This is a genomic window from Pseudomonas sp. P5_A2_2 (genome assembly GCF_054177685.1).
Map to the genome: position 1 here is coordinate 1 of NZ_JBGCUL010000008.1, position 17,832 is coordinate 17,832.

General features: G+C 62.2%; 19 protein-coding genes and 1 pseudogene. 19 read left to right on the plus strand and 1 reads right to left on the minus strand.

Annotated features, from left to right (window positions below):
- The 19 genes and pseudogenes from ACXRVY_RS02325 to ACXRVY_RS02415 form a co-directional block, all read left to right on the plus strand.
- Positions 1–187, plus strand: a pseudogene (locus ACXRVY_RS02325) (1-acyl-sn-glycerol-3-phosphate acyltransferase); the annotation flags it as partial.
- Positions 165–440: a phosphopantetheine-binding protein gene (locus ACXRVY_RS02330; RefSeq protein ID WP_223457717.1), complete on the plus strand. Its 276-nt coding sequence runs from the start codon at positions 165–167 to the stop codon at positions 438–440. The pseudogene ACXRVY_RS02325 and the gene ACXRVY_RS02330, both read left to right, overlap by 23 nt.
- A gap of 9 nt (positions 441–449) precedes the next feature.
- The gene (locus ACXRVY_RS02335) at positions 450–704 is read left to right on the plus strand and encodes an acyl carrier protein (RefSeq protein ID WP_007992314.1); all 255 of its coding nucleotides are present in this window, start codon (positions 450–452) and stop codon (positions 702–704) included.
- Entirely contained in the window at positions 701–1,246 is a 546-nt protein-coding gene (locus ACXRVY_RS02340; RefSeq protein WP_108216270.1) for a COG4648 family protein, read from the plus strand. Before ACXRVY_RS02335 ends, ACXRVY_RS02340 begins: the two co-directional genes overlap by 4 nt.
- Positions 1,243–2,922, plus strand: a complete 1,680-nt coding sequence (locus ACXRVY_RS02345; protein ID WP_223457719.1) for an acyl-CoA synthetase family protein — start codon at positions 1,243–1,245, stop codon at positions 2,920–2,922. Before ACXRVY_RS02340 ends, ACXRVY_RS02345 begins: the two co-directional genes overlap by 4 nt.
- Before the next feature lie 146 nt (positions 2,923–3,068).
- Positions 3,069–3,803 (plus strand): glycosyltransferase family 2 protein, encoded by a 735-nt coding sequence (locus tag ACXRVY_RS02350; protein ID WP_223457721.1) that lies wholly within the window; start codon positions 3,069–3,071, stop codon positions 3,801–3,803.
- Positions 3,800–4,741 (plus strand): LpxL/LpxP family acyltransferase, encoded by a 942-nt coding sequence (locus ACXRVY_RS02355; RefSeq protein WP_223457723.1) that lies wholly within the window; start codon positions 3,800–3,802, stop codon positions 4,739–4,741. Before ACXRVY_RS02350 ends, ACXRVY_RS02355 begins: the two co-directional genes overlap by 4 nt.
- The gene (locus ACXRVY_RS02360) at positions 4,722–6,266 is read left to right on the plus strand and encodes an HAL/PAL/TAL family ammonia-lyase (RefSeq protein WP_457265685.1); all 1,545 of its coding nucleotides are present in this window, start codon (positions 4,722–4,724) and stop codon (positions 6,264–6,266) included. The genes ACXRVY_RS02355 and ACXRVY_RS02360 overlap by 20 nt, the downstream gene beginning before the upstream one ends.
- Entirely contained in the window at positions 6,259–6,684 is a 426-nt protein-coding gene (locus tag ACXRVY_RS02365) for an acyl-CoA thioesterase (RefSeq protein ID WP_223457727.1), read from the plus strand. The genes ACXRVY_RS02360 and ACXRVY_RS02365 overlap by 8 nt, the downstream gene beginning before the upstream one ends.
- Complete coding sequence (locus tag ACXRVY_RS02370; protein ID WP_223457729.1) at positions 6,681–7,385, plus strand: outer membrane lipoprotein carrier protein LolA; 705 nt, start codon at positions 6,681–6,683, stop codon at positions 7,383–7,385. Before ACXRVY_RS02365 ends, ACXRVY_RS02370 begins: the two co-directional genes overlap by 4 nt.
- Complete coding sequence (locus tag ACXRVY_RS02375; RefSeq protein ID WP_223457732.1) at positions 7,369–9,708, plus strand: MMPL family transporter; 2,340 nt, start codon at positions 7,369–7,371, stop codon at positions 9,706–9,708. The genes ACXRVY_RS02370 and ACXRVY_RS02375 overlap by 17 nt, the downstream gene beginning before the upstream one ends.
- Positions 9,708–10,865: a sodium:proton antiporter gene (locus ACXRVY_RS02380; RefSeq protein WP_223457905.1), complete on the plus strand. Its 1,158-nt coding sequence runs from the start codon at positions 9,708–9,710 to the stop codon at positions 10,863–10,865. The genes ACXRVY_RS02375 and ACXRVY_RS02380 overlap by 1 nt, the downstream gene beginning before the upstream one ends.
- The gene (locus ACXRVY_RS02385) at positions 10,852–12,099 is read left to right on the plus strand and encodes an NAD(P)/FAD-dependent oxidoreductase (RefSeq protein WP_457265686.1); all 1,248 of its coding nucleotides are present in this window, start codon (positions 10,852–10,854) and stop codon (positions 12,097–12,099) included. Before ACXRVY_RS02380 ends, ACXRVY_RS02385 begins: the two co-directional genes overlap by 14 nt.
- Complete coding sequence (locus ACXRVY_RS02390) at positions 12,096–12,821, plus strand: class I SAM-dependent methyltransferase (protein ID WP_457265687.1); 726 nt, start codon at positions 12,096–12,098, stop codon at positions 12,819–12,821. The genes ACXRVY_RS02385 and ACXRVY_RS02390 overlap by 4 nt, the downstream gene beginning before the upstream one ends.
- Positions 12,821–13,453, plus strand: coding sequence for a hypothetical protein (locus ACXRVY_RS02395; RefSeq protein WP_458236993.1), 633 nt, complete (start codon positions 12,821–12,823; stop codon positions 13,451–13,453). Before ACXRVY_RS02390 ends, ACXRVY_RS02395 begins: the two co-directional genes overlap by 1 nt.
- Positions 13,450–14,646: a beta-ketoacyl-[acyl-carrier-protein] synthase family protein gene (locus ACXRVY_RS02400; RefSeq protein ID WP_457265689.1), complete on the plus strand. Its 1,197-nt coding sequence runs from the start codon at positions 13,450–13,452 to the stop codon at positions 14,644–14,646. The genes ACXRVY_RS02395 and ACXRVY_RS02400 overlap by 4 nt, the downstream gene beginning before the upstream one ends.
- Positions 14,643–15,104 carry a hotdog family protein gene (locus tag ACXRVY_RS02405; protein WP_457265690.1) on the plus strand — a complete coding sequence of 154 codons (462 nt, stop codon included), beginning with the start codon at positions 14,643–14,645 and terminating at the stop codon, positions 15,102–15,104. The genes ACXRVY_RS02400 and ACXRVY_RS02405 overlap by 4 nt, the downstream gene beginning before the upstream one ends.
- Entirely contained in the window at positions 15,101–15,829 is a 729-nt protein-coding gene (gene fabG, locus ACXRVY_RS02410; RefSeq protein WP_457265691.1) for a 3-oxoacyl-ACP reductase FabG, read from the plus strand. Before ACXRVY_RS02405 ends, fabG begins: the two co-directional genes overlap by 4 nt.
- The gene (locus ACXRVY_RS02415) at positions 15,829–17,055 is read left to right on the plus strand and encodes a beta-ketoacyl-ACP synthase (RefSeq protein ID WP_457265692.1); all 1,227 of its coding nucleotides are present in this window, start codon (positions 15,829–15,831) and stop codon (positions 17,053–17,055) included. Before fabG ends, ACXRVY_RS02415 begins: the two co-directional genes overlap by 1 nt.
- A gap of 252 nt (positions 17,056–17,307) precedes the next feature.
- On the opposite strand, the gene ACXRVY_RS02420 is transcribed toward ACXRVY_RS02415, so the two are convergent.
- Complete coding sequence (locus ACXRVY_RS02420; protein ID WP_223457747.1) at positions 17,308–17,574, minus strand: DUF6124 family protein; 267 nt, start codon at positions 17,572–17,574, stop codon at positions 17,308–17,310.
- Positions 17,575–17,832 lie beyond the last annotated feature (258 nt).

Sequence of the window (17,832 nt, forward strand, 5' to 3'; positions counted from 1 at the left end):
GGCCGAGCCCTGGTATCGCATCCCCAAGCGGCGCGTGCACTTCAGTTTTCGGGTTGGGGCCGATATAGACCCACAGACCTTCGCCACGCTGGGGCCGGCTCCGCAAGCCTCGCGCAAGCTCAACGATTATTTGCATTCTTACTTCATCAAGGAGCTCGCCGAAGATGAGCGATCTGTACACCCATAGCCTGGTGCTGGAAATCAAAGAACTGATCATCGAAGCCCTCGGCCTCGAAGACATCAGCGCCGAAGACATCGGCAACGAGCAGACGCTGTTCGGCGAAGGCCTGGGCCTGGACTCGGTGGACGCCCTGGAACTGGGCCTGGCCATCCAGAAAAAGTACGGCATCAAAATCGACGCCGATGCCAAGGACACACGTAATCACTTCAGTAACGTGGCGAGCCTTGCGGCGTTCGTCACCGCAAAACAGGCAGCTTGAGACCGGACCATGCAAACTCGTGACGACATTTTCAACACCCTGCGCGATGCCCTGGTCGAGCTCTTCGAACTGGACCCCGAGCGTGTGAGCCTGGAATCCAACCTGTATCAGGACCTGGAAATCGACAGCATCGACGCGGTCGACCTGATTGATCACATCAAACGCCAGACCGGCAAGAAAATCGCCGCCGAAGAATTCAAATCGGTGCGAACCGTCAGTGACGTGGTCGAGGCGGTCTACCGTCTGGTTCAACCGGCCGCATGAATCGACTGATTGGCCTCGGCCTGCTGCTGGCGGGTCTTTTGTATCCCTTTGCGGTGTATTTCGGCATGGAGCATTTCGCCCCGTGGCAGTTCGGGCTGCTGCTGGGCGGACTGTGGCTGGCCCGGGCGCTGACCGGCACACGACGGCCTGGCAGCCTGTGGATGGCCACGGTGGCCATTGTGTTCTGTCTGTTGCTGGCACTGTTCGACAGCCCGGCGCTGTTGCGCTGGTATCCGGTGTTGATCAGCAGCTTCATGCTGGTGCTGTTCGGATCGAGCCTGACATTCGGCCCGCCGATCGTTGAACGCCTGGCCCGGGTACGCGAGCCGCAATTGCCGGCCGAGGGCATTCGCTATACCCGTCAGGTGACCATCGCCTGGAGCGTTTTTTTTCTTTGCAACGGTGTGTGCGCCGCCGCCCTGACCCTCTGGGCGCCGCTGAGCTGGTGGACGCTGTACACCGGCCTGATTTCCTACGGATTGATAGGCCTGATGTTTGCCATTGAATGGCTCATACGACAAAGGGTACGAGGCCGCCCATGAATTGGATAAAACTTGAGCACATGCTGCTCAAGGCTCAGCCGGTGCGCGCCGTAACGACCGCTCCGGCACTGGATCACGCCCAACTGTGCGAACAGGCGCTGCGCCTGGCTGCCGGCCTGCAAGCCCGGAATGTACGGCAGATGGCCGTGCACCTTGAGGATGCCGCCGATCTGGCGATTGCCCTGTTCGGCGCCTGGCGTGCCGGGGTCAGTGTGCTGCTGCCGTCTGACCTGCAACCGCAGACTCGCCAACGCTGGTCAGGTGAAGTTGATCTCTGGCTGACCGATCAGCCCGACGATGAACACCTTGGCAATTTCCAACAGCCTCCGCTCAGTACCGCTGTGCTGGATCCGGATCACTGTCAACTCAGCCTGTGCACGTCGGGCTCCAGTGGCGAGCCCAAGCGCATCGAAAAAAACCTGCGCCAACTGGCCAATGAAGTCGAAGCCCTGGAACAGCTGTGGGGCGCTGATCTGGGCCCGGCGTGCATCATCGGCAGCGTCGCCACCCAGCACATCTACGGTCTGCTGTTTCGGGTGCTGTGGCCGCTATGCGCCGGACGCCCGTTCGTGCGTCGACAGTTGGCCTTTCCGGAAGACCTGCAACGCGCCAGCCGCGAATGCCCGGCCTTCGCCTGGGTGGCCAGCCCGGCGCTGCTCAAACGCATGGGCGACAACCTCGACTGGCCTGCGTTGAGCTCCGTACGCCGGGTTTTTTCCTCCGGCGGTGCATTGCCGGTCGAGGCCGCACAGCGCCTGCATGAGCGTCTGGGGCAATGGCCAGCGGAAATTTTCGGCAGTTCGGAAACCGGCGGCATCGCCTGGCGTCAGGGCGATGAACTCTGGCGGCCCTTTGCCGATGTCACGCTGACTCAAGACAGTGATGGCGCGCTGTTGATCGCTTCGCCCTACTTGCCTGACGGCCATGTTGAACAAACTGCCGACTCAGCGCGCATCACCGCCGATGGTCGCTTCGAATTGCTCGGGCGACTGGACCGGATCGTCAAACTGGAAGAAAAACGCATCTCGCTACCGATGCTGGAACAGGCGCTGACAGCCCATGAATGGGTTGTCGAAGCGCGGCTCGGCGTCGTTCAGGAAAACCGCGCCTCCCTGGGGGCATTGCTGGTGCTGAACGAGGCCGGCTTGCATGTGCTGCGCAATCAGGGCCGACGCAGTCTTACCGAGCAATTGCGCCAACACCTGAGCCAACACTGCGAAGCCCTGGCCCTGCCAAGACGCTGGCGCCTGCTACGACAACTGCCGCTGAACACTCAAGGCAAACTGCCCCAGGCCGACGTCGATGCCCTGCTGCTGGCGCCGCGCTCCAAAGCCCCGGAGGTCTTGGAGCAAGTCGAAACCAATGGCGAGTGGAGCCTGCAACTGGCCGTGCCACCGGACCTGGCCTATTTCAGCGGTCATTTCCCCACGGCGCCGGTGTTGCCTGGCGTGGTGCAGGTGGACTGGGCGCTGAGTCTGGGCCAGCAACTGATGAACCTGCCGAAAAAATTCGCCGGCATGGAAGTCTTGAAGTTCCAGCAACTGGTGCGCCCGGGCGATGAAATCCAGCTGCACCTGCGCTTTGACCCGGTGCGCGGCAAACTGTATTTCGCCTATCGCAACGAAACCGCCACTTGCTCCAGCGGGCGGATCTTGCTGGAGGCTGCAAATGCATAAGCTGGGTGAGTGCTGCGCACTCAATCGCGAGCAGGTCGAATCGTCGCACCGCCGCTCCCACACTGGATTTGTGAACGACACAGCCCCCTTGTGGGAGCGAGCTTGCTCGCGATGCAGACACCTCGGTCTTTCAGGTGCACACCAACATGCATAGCCCCTGCGCCATCGTCCCGGTGTACAACCACGAAGACGCGATCACCACAGTGGTCGACGCCCTGATCGCCAGCCATCTGCCGTGCATTCTGGTGGACGATGCCAGCAGCCCGCGCTGCGCCCGGGTGCTGGATCGCCTGGCCCAGCGTGAAATGGTTTACCTGATTCGCCTCGCCGAAAACCAGGGAAAGGGTGGTGCGGTCATGACCGGCTTGCGCGAAGCTTCGCGTCTGGGTTTCAGCCATGCCTTGCAGGTGGATGCCGATGGCCAGCACGATTTGCAGGACATCAAACGCTTCATCGAACAATCACGCCGTCACCCACAAGCGGTGATTTGCGGTTATCCGCTATATGACGCCAGCGTGCCGAAAGGCCGTTTGTATGCACGCTACCTGACCCACGTCATGGTCTGGATCAACACCTTGTCGTTGCAGATTCGCGACTCCATGTGCGGATTCCGGGTTTACCCGTTACCGCCAGTCCTGGCGTTGATCGAGTCAGCGAAAATCGGCAAGCGCATGGACTTCGACTCGGACATCCTGGTGCGCCTGGCCTGGCGCAATCAGCCGATGCAATGGCTGCAAACCAAAGTCCACTACCCGCTGGACGGCGTTTCGCATTTTCGGATGTTCCACGACAACGTGCTGATTTCCAGCATGCACACGCGGCTGTTCTTCGGCATGTTGCTGCGGGCGCCAGTGATCCTCTGGCGACGGTGGCGGGCATGAGCGCAGACAAGCAACACTGGGCCGACCGCGAAGAACGGGGCAGTTTCTGGCTGATGAAACTCACCGCGTTCGGCGCCAAAGTGCTGGGCCGTCGAGTACTGAGCCCAGTGTTGTACGGCATCGTCCTGTACTTTTTCCTGTTCGGTCGCAGCGCCCGACACAGTGCCTGGCAATACCAGCAACGCCTGACTGACTGGAGCGGTCGCAGCGAATTGCGTCCGAGCCATTGGCGCGTATTCGGCCAGTTCATGGCCTTCGCTGATTCCATGCTCGACAAACTCGACGTATGGAACGGCAAGTTGAGCATCGAACAAATCGAAATCATCGACCCGGCGCTGCTGCGTGACCAGTTGCGTGGTGCCCGCGGGCAGATGCTGGTGGGCGCGCACCTGGGCAATCTGGAAGTCTGCCGCGCACTGGCGGAAATCGGCGAGAAGGTCACGATGAACGTGCTGGTCCACACCAAGCACGCTGAACAGTTCAACCGTTTGCTGGGTGAGGCCGGGGCGACCAATTTGCGCCTGATTCAGGTCAGCGAACTGGACCCCGGGATCATGCTGCAACTGAGCGAGCGCCTGGAACGCGGCGAGTGGCTGGCAATTGCTGGCGACCGCGTGCCGCTGCATGGCGGACGCTGCGCGACCGTGGACTTCCTCGGTCATCCGGCCAGGTTCCCCCAGGGCCCGTGGCTGCTGGCCGGCCTGTTGAAATGCCCGGTCAACCTGCTGCTGTGCCTGAAAAAGCCCGACGGCGATTATCGACTGACCATTGAGCCGTTCGCTGAGGCAATCACCTGGAAGCGCAGCGACCGCGAGCAGGTCATTCATCAGTGGGCCTCCCGCTACGCCGAACGCTTGGGTCACTATTGCCTCGAAGCGCCCCAACAATGGTTCAACTTTTACCCTTTCTGGAAGACCGATGACGACGCCAACGCTTGAGCCGGTAACCTTCGGCGAACGCCCTTTGCGCATTGAAGACGTGCTGGCCCTGGCCAACCGCAAGGTGCCGACGCAGTTGCAAAGCGATCCCGCCTACCGCGAGCGCATCGCCAAGGGCGCGCGTTTTCTGGACTCGCTGCTGGACAAGGAAGGCGTGATCTACGGCGTGACCACCGGTTATGGCGACTCTTGCGTGGTCGCGGTGCCACTGCATCACGTCGAGGCGCTGCCCCGTCATCTGTACACCTTCCACGGCTGTGGCCTGGGCAAACTGCTCGACGCCCAGGCCACCCGCGCGGTACTGGCGGCGCGCTTACAGTCGTTGTGCCACGGTGTGTCCGGGGTGCGCGTGGAGCTGCTGGAGCGCCTGCAGGCGTTCCTTGAACACGACATCCTGCCGCTGATTCCGGAAGAAGGCTCGGTGGGCGCCAGCGGTGACCTGACGCCGCTGTCGTACGTTGCCGCCACGCTGTCCGGCGAACGCAAGGTGATGTTCCGAGGCGAGCGCCGGCAGGCCGCCGATGTGCACCGCGAACTCGGCTGGCAGCCTCTGGTGTTGCGTCCAAAAGAAGCCCTGGCGCTGATGAACGGCACCGCTGTGATGACCGGTCTGGCCTGCCTGGCCTACGCCCGCGCCGATTACCTGCTGCAACTGGCCACGCGCATCACCGCGCTGAACGTGGTCGCCCTGCAAGGCAACCCGGAGCACTTCGACGAGCGCCTGTTCGCCGCCAAGCCGCATCCGGGGCAGATGCAGGTCGCTGCGTGGTTGCGCCAGGATCTGGCCATCGACGCGCCGACCGCGCCACTGCATCGCCTGCAAGACCGCTATTCCCTGCGCTGCGCGCCCCATGTGCTGGGCGTGCTGGCCGACAGCCTGAACTGGCTGCGCTCGTTCATCGAGATCGAGCTCAATAGCGCCAACGACAACCCGATCATCGACGCCGAGGCCGAGCGCGTGCTACACGGCGGGCACTTCTACGGCGGGCACATCGCGTTCGCCATGGACAGCCTGAAGAACCTCGTGGCCAACGTCGCCGACCTGCTGGACCGGCAACTCGCGCTGCTGGTGGATGAGCGCTACAACCATGGCTTGCCGAGCAACCTGTCCGGAGCCACGGCCGACCGCGCCATGCTCAACCACGGCTTCAAGGCGGTGCAGATCGGCACCAGTGCCTGGACCGCCGAAGCGCTGAAGAACACCATGCCGGCCAGCGTCTTCTCGCGCTCCACCGAATGCCACAACCAGGACAAGGTCAGCATGGGCACCATCGCCGCCCGCGATGCCATCCGCGTTCTGGAGCTCACCGAACAGGTGGCCGCCGCCACGCTGCTGGCGGCCAATCAGGGTGTCTGGCTGCGTGGCCAGGCCAAAGATGCACGACCCCTGCCACCCGCTTTGGCCGTCATGCATGAAGCCTTGGCCAAGGACTTCCCGCCGGTCATCGAAGACCGCGCGCTGGAAGGCGAATTACGCCTGTGCCTGCAACGCATCGCCGAACAACACTGGAGGCTGCATGCGTAGCAAGGGATTCCTGCACACCGACACGGAAATCGTCGTACCGTTCTTTGACGTCGACAGCATGCACGTGGTCTGGCACGGCCATTACGTCAAATACCTGGAAGTCGCCCGCTGTGCGCTGCTGGACAGGATCGGCCACAACTACACGGCGATGAACGAATCCGGCTACGCGTGGCCGGTGATCGACCTGCAATTGCGCTACGTGCGCGGCGCGGTGTTCGGCCAGAAACTCAACGTGCGCGCCAACCTGGTGGAGTGGGAGAACCGCTTGAAGATCAATTACCTGATCAGCGATCTGCAAACCGGTGAACGTTTGACCCGGGCCATGTCGGTACAGGTCGCCGTCGACCTCGTCAGCCGCGAGATGCAGTTGGCCTCGCCGAAAGTGCTCACCGACGCCGTAGAGAGAGCTCTGCGATGATTTTCTGCCCCTCCCGCTCCCCTGTAGGAGCGAGCCTGCTCGCGATGGTCGTTAACGATGACACTGGGCACCTGACAGTCCGCGGCGCCCTCAGGTTTTTCGCGAGCAGGCTCGCTCCTACAGTGTTCTGCGTGTTACTAGGCATTCCAGGGCTGGCCAACGCCTTCGACCTGCAACAACTCAGCGATCAACTGGCCAAACCTGATGTCATCCACGGCAGTTTCACCCAGGAAAAACACCTGCGCGCCCTGCCCCAGCCGCTGACCAGCAAGGGCACGTTCGTGCTGGCAAAAAACCACGGCTTGTTGTGGCTGCTCAAAACACCACTGCAACAGGACTATCGCATCACCGCCAAAGGCATTGCCCGGCGTGACGGCATTGTCTGGCAAATGCTGCCGGGCAAAAGCGCCGGTGCCGAGCAGAACCGTTTGTTCCTGGCCGTGCTGCAAGGTGACAGCAGTGGCCTGCAACGGGATTTCGAGTTGTCCCTGAGCGGCGACGCGCAGAACTGGAAGCTCACGCTGCTGCCGCGCTCGATGCTGCTCAAGCAGGTGTTCAACCAGATCAACATTGCCGGCGCAGAGCTGGTGCACAGCATCGAACTGCTCGAAACCCAGGGCGACAGTACATTATTGCGCATGCAGGACAGCACCAGCACCCAACCATTGAGCGACGCGGAGCAGCATGACTTTGCCGAGTGAACGCTGGTTGCCACGGCTGTTTCTGATCCTGCTGCTGGCAGTACTTGCGCTCGCCGGTTGGCAATGGCGTGACGCCGCGCCACTGTCAGCCAACCTGATGGAACTGGTGCCCGGCACGGCGCCCGATGCCCTGGAACTGCGCGCCGAACAACGCATGCAGGAACCGCTGAACCGCGAAATGCTGGTGCTGGTCGGCCACACCGATCGCCAGCAGGCCGTCGCCATGGCGCAGACCCTCGGCGAGCAATGGCAGGCCAGCGGACTGTTCGAAAAGGTCCAGTGGACCCTGCAAGCCGACTTGCCAGCGCTGCGCACGCAGTTGCTGCAAGGTCGCCTGGCGATGCTCCAGGCGGCAGACCGACAACTGCTTATCGAGCACCCCGACACCTTTATCCAGCAACGGGTGCAGGCGTTGTTCGACCCGTTCAACGGTTACAGCCTGGTGCCGAGCCAGGATGACTGGCTGGGCCTGACCGGGCGCATCCAGAACAGCCAACCGCAACGTGGTTCGGTGCAACTGGACATCGGCAGCGGCGCCCTGGTCGCCGATGCCGACGGCAAGAGCTGGGTCCTGCTGCGCGCACGCACCACCGGCAACGCCTTCGACATGAACCTGCCGCTGCAAGTGGCCGACCTGCTCAAGCACAGCCGCGAAGAAGCCGCCCGGCACGACGTGCAACTGCTCGCCGCCAGCGGCCTGTTGTACGCAGCCAGCGGGCAACAGCAGGCTGCCCGGGAGATGACCTGGGTCGGCGGCGGTGCCACCGTGGGGATTTTGTTGCTGCTGCTGTTGGCTTTCCGGCGCTGGCGCGTCTTGCTGGCGTTCGTGCCGGTGTTGGTCGGGATGCTCTTCGGTGCGGTGGCCTGTGTGGCGTTGTTCGGCCATATGCACGTGATGACGCTGGTGCTGGGCTCGAGCCTGATCGGTGTCGCGGTCGATTACCCGTTGCACTACCTGTCCAAGAGCTGGAGCCTGAAACCCTGGCACAGCTGGCCTGCCCTGCGCATGACCTTGCCCGGATTGACCCTGAGCCTGATCACCAGCGGCATCGGTTATCTGGCCCTGGCCTGGACCCCCTTCCCGGCGCTGACCCAGATTGCCGCATTCTCTGCCGCCGGTTTGCTCGGCGCTTACTTGTCCGCCGTGTGCCTGCTGCCGGCATTGCTCAAGGGCGTAGACCTGCGCCCGGCGCAATGGCCATTGCGCGTTTGCGAGATTTTGCTGGGCTGTCGTGAAGCCCTGCTCAAACAGCTGAAAACACCTGTCTTGCTGGCGTTGCTGATCGCCTTTTGCGTGGCCGGCCTGTTGCAACTGGGCAGCAAAAACGACATCCGCCAGTGGATCAGCGCGCCGCAACAATTGACCGACGAAGCCCGGACCATTGCCCGGATTACCGGCTATCAACCCACCAGCCAGTTCTTCCTGATACGTGCCGCCAATCAGCAGCAGTTGCTCGAACGCCAGACAGCCCTGAGAGAGCGACTGGATCAATTGATTGGCCTGGAAAAGCTCCAGGGTTATCTGTCGCTCAATCAACTGGTCAGCCCGCCGAACGAACAGCAACAGGTGCGCGCAGCATTGAGCAAACTGCCGTCGTTCTGGCAACCGTTGCTCGACATCGGCATACCGGCCGAAGCGCTGCAAGCCGAGCTGACGAAGCTACAGGCACTGCCGACCGTGGACATCGACGCAGCGCTCAGCGGCCCGTTGGCAGAACCCTACCGGCCCCTGTGGCTGGGGCCGACCGATGACGGCGTGGCAGCGATGGTCAGCCTGCAAGGCATCAACAACCCGGCCCTGCTGCGGCTCCAGGGTGAGGATTTACCCGGCGTGACACTGGTAGATCGACTGGATGAATTGAACCACGTCTTCGCGGCCACCCAAATCAGTGCCGCAGAACTGAAACTCGCCTCCTGCGTGCTGATCGTGCTGGTGCTGATCCTGCCATTCGGCCTCGGCGGTGCGTTGCGTATCGTGTCCCTACCCCTGCTGGCGGCGTTGTGCAGCCTGGCCAGCCTCGGCTGGCTGGGGCAGCCGTTGACCCTGTTCAGTCTGTTCGGCCTGCTGCTGGTGACGGCGATCAGCGTCGATTACGCAATCCTGATGCGCGAACAGGTCGGCGGTGCGGCCGTGAGCTTGCTGGGCACCCTGCTGGCGGCATTGACCACATGGTTGTCATTCGGCCTGCTGGCGGTGTCGAGCACTCCGGCGGTGAGCAATTTCGGATTGTCGGTAAGCCTGGGCCTGATCTTCAGCTTCCTGCTCGCGCCTTGGGCCGGTCGACAGGTACATGGGGCTGCGGCCGTGGAACGGGCAGCGTGATGGTCGTGCTGTTCTGGGCAATGGCGCTGGCATTATTCGCGGTGGCGACCCGTGTCGGCCGGCATTTCGGCCTGATTCCCATCGTCAGCCAGTTGTTGCTGGCGACCCTCGGCCTGCCGCTGTTGATGTATTTCTGGATCGAGCCCCAATGGCAATTGAGCGGTGCGCTGCTGGTGTCGCCGGGCTGGCTGAAGAGCCTCTACAGCCTGAGCTTTGCCCTGTTGCTGGGCTACATCCTCAGCGATGTGATCGACCTGCAACTGGATCGCCAAAGCCTGAAAATCGCCCTGCCCAGCTTTTGCCTTCCGTTTGCCTGCGGCCTGGCCACGGCGGTCTGGTTGTTGCCGGCGCAACCGTGGATCAGCTCGCTGGCCGTCGGCCTGTTGTTCGCCATCACCGCGATTCCGGTGTTGTACCTGTACCTGCGGCACATCGATTACCCGCCCGCCGCCACCCGGCGACTGGTGCAAACCGCGATCCTCATCGATCTCGCCTGCTGGACGCTGTTCGGCATCGCCCAAGGCAGCCTGCACCTGAGCAGCCTGTTGCTGCCCCTGGCCGGCGCCTGCCTGCCGGTGCTACTGCGGCTGCTCGGTTTGCGCCAGACATGGCTTTACAGCCTGTGCTTTTTCGCCCTGCTGGTCGTCGCCGAGCACTACAAGCTCAATGCGCTGATTTTCGGCATCGGCTATGTGTTGATCATGGCCGCGTTGAAAGCACCGCTGGTGCTGCCGTTGCCGGCCTTGTGGATGAGCCGCCTGCAGACGTACATCGCCATCCCGCTGATCCTCACGTTCGGCATTGTGCAGATCAACGTGCACAACGCGATCGACAGCCTCGGCTGGATGCAATTGGCGGCCCTGCTGCTGTTGCCGATGCTAAGCAAACTGCTGGGTAACTGGCTCGGCCTCGGCTGGGCCGGGGCCTCGTTCCAGGGCGCCAGCCGCTGGCGCGAAAGTGTGCTGCTGAACATTCGTGGCTTGAGCGAAATCGTTTTTCTCAACCTGCTGCTGCAACAGCAACTCATCAGCCCACCGCTGTACTTTGCCCTGATGCTGATGGGCCTGATCGCCACACTGCTGCCAGCCTTGGCCGGCATGCACCGAATCCCCCTGAAAACCGCTGTCCCGGCAAGGAGCCCCCATGCCAATCGTTGAAATGGAATGTCGCCAGGTCGTGGTGATCGGCGCCGGCCCTTCCGGTGCCATCGCCGCCGCGTTGCTCAAGCGCAAGGGACACGATGTGCTGATGATCGAGCGTCAGCATTTCCCACGGTTTTCCATCGGTGAAAGCCTGTTGGCCCATTGCCTGGACTTCGTCGAGGAAGCGGGCATGCTCGACGCCGTCAACGCGGCCGGCTTCCAGCTGAAAACCGGTGCCGCCTTTGCCTGGGGCGAGCGTTACAGCGCGTTCGATTTCGGCGATACGTTCAGCCACGGCAAATCGACGACGTTTCAGGTCCAGCGCGCCGATTTCGATAAGCTGCTGGCCGATCAGGCCGCGCTGCAAGGCGTGGAGATCCGCTATGGCGAAACCATCGTCAGCGTCGACATTGCCCCTGGAAAACCGCAGCTCGGCGTGCGCCGCGAAGACGGTAGCGAGTACCGCGTCGAAGCCGATTTCCTGCTCGATGCCAGTGGTTACGGCCGCGTACTGCCGCGCTTGCTCGACCTCGAGGCGCCGTCGAACTTCCCGGTGCGTCAGGCCGTGTTCACGCACGTCGAAGACCGTATCGACCTCCCGGCCTTCGACCGCAGCAAGATCCTGGTCACCACTCATCCGACCCAGCGCGACGTGTGGTTCTGGACCATCCCGTTCAGCAACGGGCGCTGCTCGGTCGGCGTGGTCGCCGCCGAGGAACGTTTCGCCGGCCGCAGCGACAATCTGGACGAGTGCCTGCGCGGCTTTATCGCCGAGACGCCAAGCCTGGCCAGCGTGTTGCAAAATGCGCAGTGGGACACCGAGGCGCGAACCATTGGCGGTTACTCGGCCAATGTCAAAACCTTGCACGGCCCGGGCTTCGCGCTGCTGGGCAATGCCGCGGAATTCCTCGACCCGGTGTTTTCCTCCGGCGTGACCATCGCCATGCGTTCGGCGAGCATGGCCGCCGGGGTCTTGCACCGTCAGCTGCAAGGCGAAGCCGTCGACTGGCAAACCGAGTTCGCCGAGCCGCTCAAGCGCGGCGTCGACACATTCCGTTGCTACGTCGAAGGCTGGTATGCCGGGACCTTCCAGGATGTGATTTTCCATGAGAGTAGTTCGCCGGAAATCCGCGGGATGATCAGCTCCATTCTTGCCGGATACGCCTGGGATCAACGCAATCCGTTCGTCAGCGAAGCCAGGCGCCGTTTGAAGGTGATTTCGGAATTCTGTGCGAAGGCTGCGTCATGAACTACTTGAGCGACAAATACGTCGAAGAAACCCGTTTCGGTTTGTGGTTCCTGCGTAGCCAGATCTGGCAACACTATGTGCTGCGGTTGGCGATCGACGATTTGCGTAACCTGTTCAGCGAAGCGCTGCCTGTCAGCCCGGTGCTGCTGGATGCCGGTTGCGGCCAGGGCAAGTCGTTCCCGCTGCTGCGCCAGGCCTTTGCGCCCGGTCGTCTGATGGGCGTCGATGCTGATCCCCACAGCCTGGAACAGAGCCGCGCAGAAGCGGCCCGCCAGGGCATGGAAGTGGAGTTGATCGGCGGCGACTGCGCCAGCCTGAACCTGCCGGACGCCAGTATCGACCTGCTGTTCTGCCACCAGACCTTCCATCATCTGGTGGAGCAGGAACAGGCACTGGCCGAGTTTTACCGTGTACTCAAACCCGGCGGTTATCTGCTGTTCGCCGAATCCACCGAGGCTTACATTGATACCTGGGTGATCCGCTGGTTGTTCCGCCACCCCATGCACGTGCAGAAAAGCGCCGCGCAGTATCTGCAAATGATTCGCCAGCAGGGTTTCGAATTTACCGAGAAAAACGTGTCTTATCCGTACCTGTGGTGGAGTCGCGCCAAGGATTTCGGCCTGCTCGAACTATTGGGTGTGTGCAAGCCAAAACCCTTTGGCCAACGGGAAGAAACCCTGGTCAATGTGGTGGCGCACAAACCTTTTGAAGGAACTGTGTGATGTTGATTACCAACCGCTTGAAATACCAAACCTGTGGGAGCGACGGTGCGACGATTCGACTTGCTCGCGATAGCGGTGGATCAGTCAACACTTATGCTGAATGTATCGCCGCCATCGCGAGCAGGCTCGCTCCTACAGGGGTTATCGGTGCTATGCGATTTCTGTTAATCGCCGCAACCCTGCTGCTGAGCGCCTGCACCAGCCGGGCGCCATTGCCCGAGYACAATCCGGATCTGCCGTTGCCGCTGCAACTGCACATCCAGCGCTGGCAGGCCGACGAACGCCAGGACTGGATACTGGTGATCCAGCGTGAAGAGCCTGGCATCCGCTGGTCGATGATGGACCTGTTGGGCATTCCCCAGGCCCGCCAGAAATTGATCGACAAAACCTGGGAGTCCGATGGTTTCCTGCCGCCCAATCCGCAAGCCCGGGAGCTCTTCGCAGCGCTGCTGTTTGCACTGACGCCGCAAGATGAACTGGCGGCCAACTATCCCGGTGCCTGGCAGCACGGCAAACAACGGTCCCTGCCCGAGCGCTGGGACATCCGCTACGCACAACCGCAGAACTTTGAATTGCAGCTTGCGAACGGTCCGACCTATCAAGTCACGMCCCTGAGCGGTGAAACGCCATGACGGCATACCTCAATGCCCTCGGATTGGTCTGCGCGTTGGGCCGCGAGAAGCAGGAAGTTGCCCGCAACCTGTTTGCCGGCGACTGCGGCGGCATGCGCGAACAAGCCGGGTGGGTGCCGCAACGCACGCTGCCGGTCGGTGCGGTCCAAGGCAAACTGGCAACCATTCCAGCCGACATGTCGCACCATCACAGTCGCAACAATCAGTTGTTGCTGGAAGCCACGCTGCAAATCCGTCCGGACATCGACAGCGCGATCCAGACCTACGGCCGCGACCGCATCGGTGTCGTGCTGGGCACCAGCACCTCGGGCATCGACGAAGCCAGCCAGGGCCTGGCGCATTACCTGCGAGAAAAGCAGTTCCCTTCCGACTACGACTATCAGCAACAGGAACTCGGAGCACCGGCGAACTTCCTCGCCGAATGGCTGCAATTGAGCGGGCCGGCCTATGTCATTTCCACAGCCTGCACTTCCAGCGCCCGAGCCTTGATGAGCGCCCAGCGCCTGTTGGATCTGGGCATTTGCGACGCGGTGCTGTGTGGCGGTGTCGATACCTTGTGCAAGCTGACCCTCAACGGTTTCTCGGCGCTGGAAGCGGTCTCGGAACAACGCTGCAATCCGTTTTCGGTGAACCGCAATGGCATCAACATTGGCGAAGCGGCGGTGCTGTTCCTGATGACCAAGCGTGCAGGCGACAGCCAAGCGATTGCCTTGCTCGGCAGCGGCGCCAGTTCCGATGCGCATCACATATCCGCTCCGGAACCGAGCGGGCGTGGCGCCCTGCAAGCCATGCGCAAAGCCTTGGGCCGCGCCAACCTGCAACCGGAGCAGATCGCTTATCTGAACCTGCACGGCACCGCCACCCAGCACAACGACGCCATGGAAAGCCAGGCCGTGGCGACGCTGTTCCCGGCCGGCGTGCCCTGTTCGTCGAGCAAACCCATGACCGGCCACACCCTCGGTGCAGCCGGGGCGCTGGAGGCAGCGTTCTGCTGGTTGAGCCTGAGCCCGGACAATCGCACGCACGCCCTGCCGCCGCACGTCTGGGACGGGCAGCCCGACCCCGAACTGCCACCGCTGCAATGGGTGACCCCGGCCACTCGCCTGACGTCCATTGCACCCCGCTACCTGATGAGCAACTCCTTTGCCTTCGGTGGCAACAACGTCAGCCTGATTATCGGAGACGCCCCATGATTGACTGGCCGCTCGCCGAACTGCTGCCCCACGCTGGCGATATGATCCTTATCGACCGGATCCTGGCGTTCGATGAAGAGCAGATTCACACCCGCCTGACCGTCAAGCCCGATGGCCTGTTCAACCTCCCCGACGGCAGCCTGCCGGCCTGGGTCGGCATCGAACTTATGGCCCAGAGCGTGGCCGCCTTCGCCGGTTGCCATGCGCGTCAGCGTGGTGATGCGGTGGAATTGGGCTTCCTGCTCGGCAGCCGCAAATTCGAATGCAACGTTGAAAGTTTTCCGGCCGGTACCGAGTTGACCATCCACGGGATTCGCTCCCTGGAAGACGATAACGGCATGGGCGTGTTCGAGTGCCACATCAACGCTCCCGGCATTCACGTCACCGCCCGTCTGAACGTGTACCGCCCACCCCAGGCCGCTCAATATCTCCATGAACCCGAAGGAGTCCAGTCATGACTGAATCCGTACTGGTCACCGGTTCCAGCCGTGGCATCGGCCGCGCCATCGCCTTGCGCCTGGCCCAGGCCGGGCGCGACATCGTGTTGCATTGCCGCAGCGGCCTGGCCGACGCCGAAGCCGTCAAGGGTGAAGTCGAGGCCTTGGGACGTCGTGCGCGCATCCTGCAGTTCGACGTGTCCGACCGCGCCCGCTGCAAGGAAATTCTCGAAGCCGACGTGGAAACCCACGGCGCCTATTACGGCGTGGTACTCAATGCCGGCCTGACCCGCGACGGTGCCTTTCCGGCCCTGAGCGAGGAAGACTGGGATGTGGTGATGCGCACCAACCTCGACGGTTTCTACAACGTGCTGCACCCGGTGATGATGCCGATGATTCGGCGTCGCGCCGCCGGACGGATTGTCTGCATCACCTCGGTGTCGGGGCTGATCGGCAACCGTGGCCAGGTCAACTACAGCGCCTCCAAGGCCGGGTTGATCGGCGCGGCCAAGGCATTGGCGATTGAACTGGGCAAGCGCAAAATCACCGTCAACTGTGTCGCACCCGGTCTGATCGACACAGCCATGCTCGACGAAAACGTGCCGGTGGAAGAACTGATGAAAATGATCCCGGCACAACGCATGGGCACTCCTGAAGAGGTGGCCGGCGCGGTGAATTTCCTGATGTCGGCGGAAGCCTCGTACATCACCCGGCAGGTTCTGGCCGTCAATGGAGGCCTGTGCTGATGAAGCGCGTCGTCGTCACCGGCATGGCCGGCATCACCTCACTGGGCAGCGACTGGAAGACCATCGCCGGCAACTTCGCGGCCAACCGCAGCGGCATTCGCCGGATGGACGAGTGGGATCGTTTTACCGAGCTCAACACGCGCCTGGCTGGCCCCATCGATGACTTCAAGGTGCCGAGCCACTGGACCCGCAAGCAACTGCGCAGCATGGGCCGGGTATCACGGCTGGCCGTCGGCGCGTCGGAACTGGCACTGGCCGACGCCGGCCTGTTGGGCGACGAATCGATCAAGGACGGGCGCATGGGCGTTGCCTGCGGTTCCTCCACCGGCAGCACCGACGAGATCAAGGCGTTCGGCAACATGCTGCTCAACTCGGTGGCCGAGGGGCTGAACGCCAACTCCTACGTCCGCATGATGCCGCACACCACGGCAGCCAATATCAGCATCTTCTTCGGCCTCACCGGTCGCCTGATCCCGACGTCCAGCGCCTGCACCAGCGGCAGCCAGGGCATCGGCTATGCCTACGAGGCGATCAAGTTCGGGCGCCTGCCACTGATGCTCGCCGGTGGTGCCGAAGAACTGTGCCCGACCGAAGCCATGGTCTTCGACGCGCTCTACGCCACCAGCCTGAAAAACGACACCCCACAACGCAGCCCGCGCCCTTACGACTCCGCACGCGACGGCCTGGTGATCGGCGAAGGCGGCGGCATGCTGGTGCTTGAGGAACTGGAACACGCCCTGGCCCGCGGCGCCCACATCCATGCCGAGATCGTCGGTTTCGGCAGCAACGCCGACGGCCAGCACACCACCCGTCCCGAGCAAGTCACCATGCGCCGGGCCATGGAACTGGCCCTGGAGGACGCCGGGCTGAAACCCTCGGACATCGGCTACGTCAATGGCCACGGCACCGCCACCGAGCAGGGCGACATCGCCGAAACCCTGGCCACCAGCAGCCTGTTCGGCGAACACATGCCGATCAGCTCGCAGAAAAGCTTCCTCGGCCACACCCTCGGCGCCTGCGGTGCGCTGGAGTCCTGGTTCAGCATCGAAATGATGAACCGTGACCTCTACGTGCACACCTTCAACCTCGACGAAGTCGACCCCCATTGCGGCAAGCTAGACTACCTGCGCGGCGAGTTTCGGCAGATGAGCAACCAGTATGTGATGAACAATAACTTTGCGTTTGGCGGGGTGAATACTTCGCTGATTTTCAAGCGCTGGCCGTAACAAGGCAATTTGAAGAATTACCGGTAAGCAATGAATAACCTGTGGCGAGGGAGCTTGCTCCCGCTGGGTCGCCTAGCGGCCCCAAAAGGCGACAGCTGCGCAGTCCAGCGGGAGCAAGCTCCCTCGCCACAATAGGTTTTTCTCAAACAGGTCGACTCTGCATCGACCTGTCTGGCTCTGCGATGGCTGGTTGCCCAGGATCCTCAAAGTCTCACAAGCCCCTTTCGGGAACGATCAGTTACCAGTGATTTACTAGCGCGACTCCAGGTTATCCAACACCCGGTTCACCGCCATTTCCCCCAGCATGATCGACTGCTGAATGCCCAGCAGGGTGTTGCTTTGCGCTCCGTTCAGACTCCTCGCAAAGTCGCTCGCCATGGCATTCGCAGATGCCAGTGACACACATGCGTACTCCAGCAGAGTGTGGTTGTCGACTTCAGGAGCGACGAGAAAGATTTTGCTGGGTTGGCGTGAGGTATCCGGATCGGTGTCCGACCGGTTTTTTGCTTTATTGGTCATGATTCAGTGCCCAGAAAAGAGGAGCCGACACCGAGTCGCTACGAATCAAAAGGGTGGCAGCTGTACGCAGGTTAGCAGACCGGGTTACATGAACCGGCGCACCCGAAGGCGCCCTGCGCACAGCGGCCGTCAAGAGCAGGTATGGAGATACCTGCCTTTCAGGAGCGCTAATACGCTACATGTAACTACGGGCTGCTAAACCCGATCACTGACCATCAGTGACACGAATCAAGTTAGCGATGGCCCTCACAGCGCACA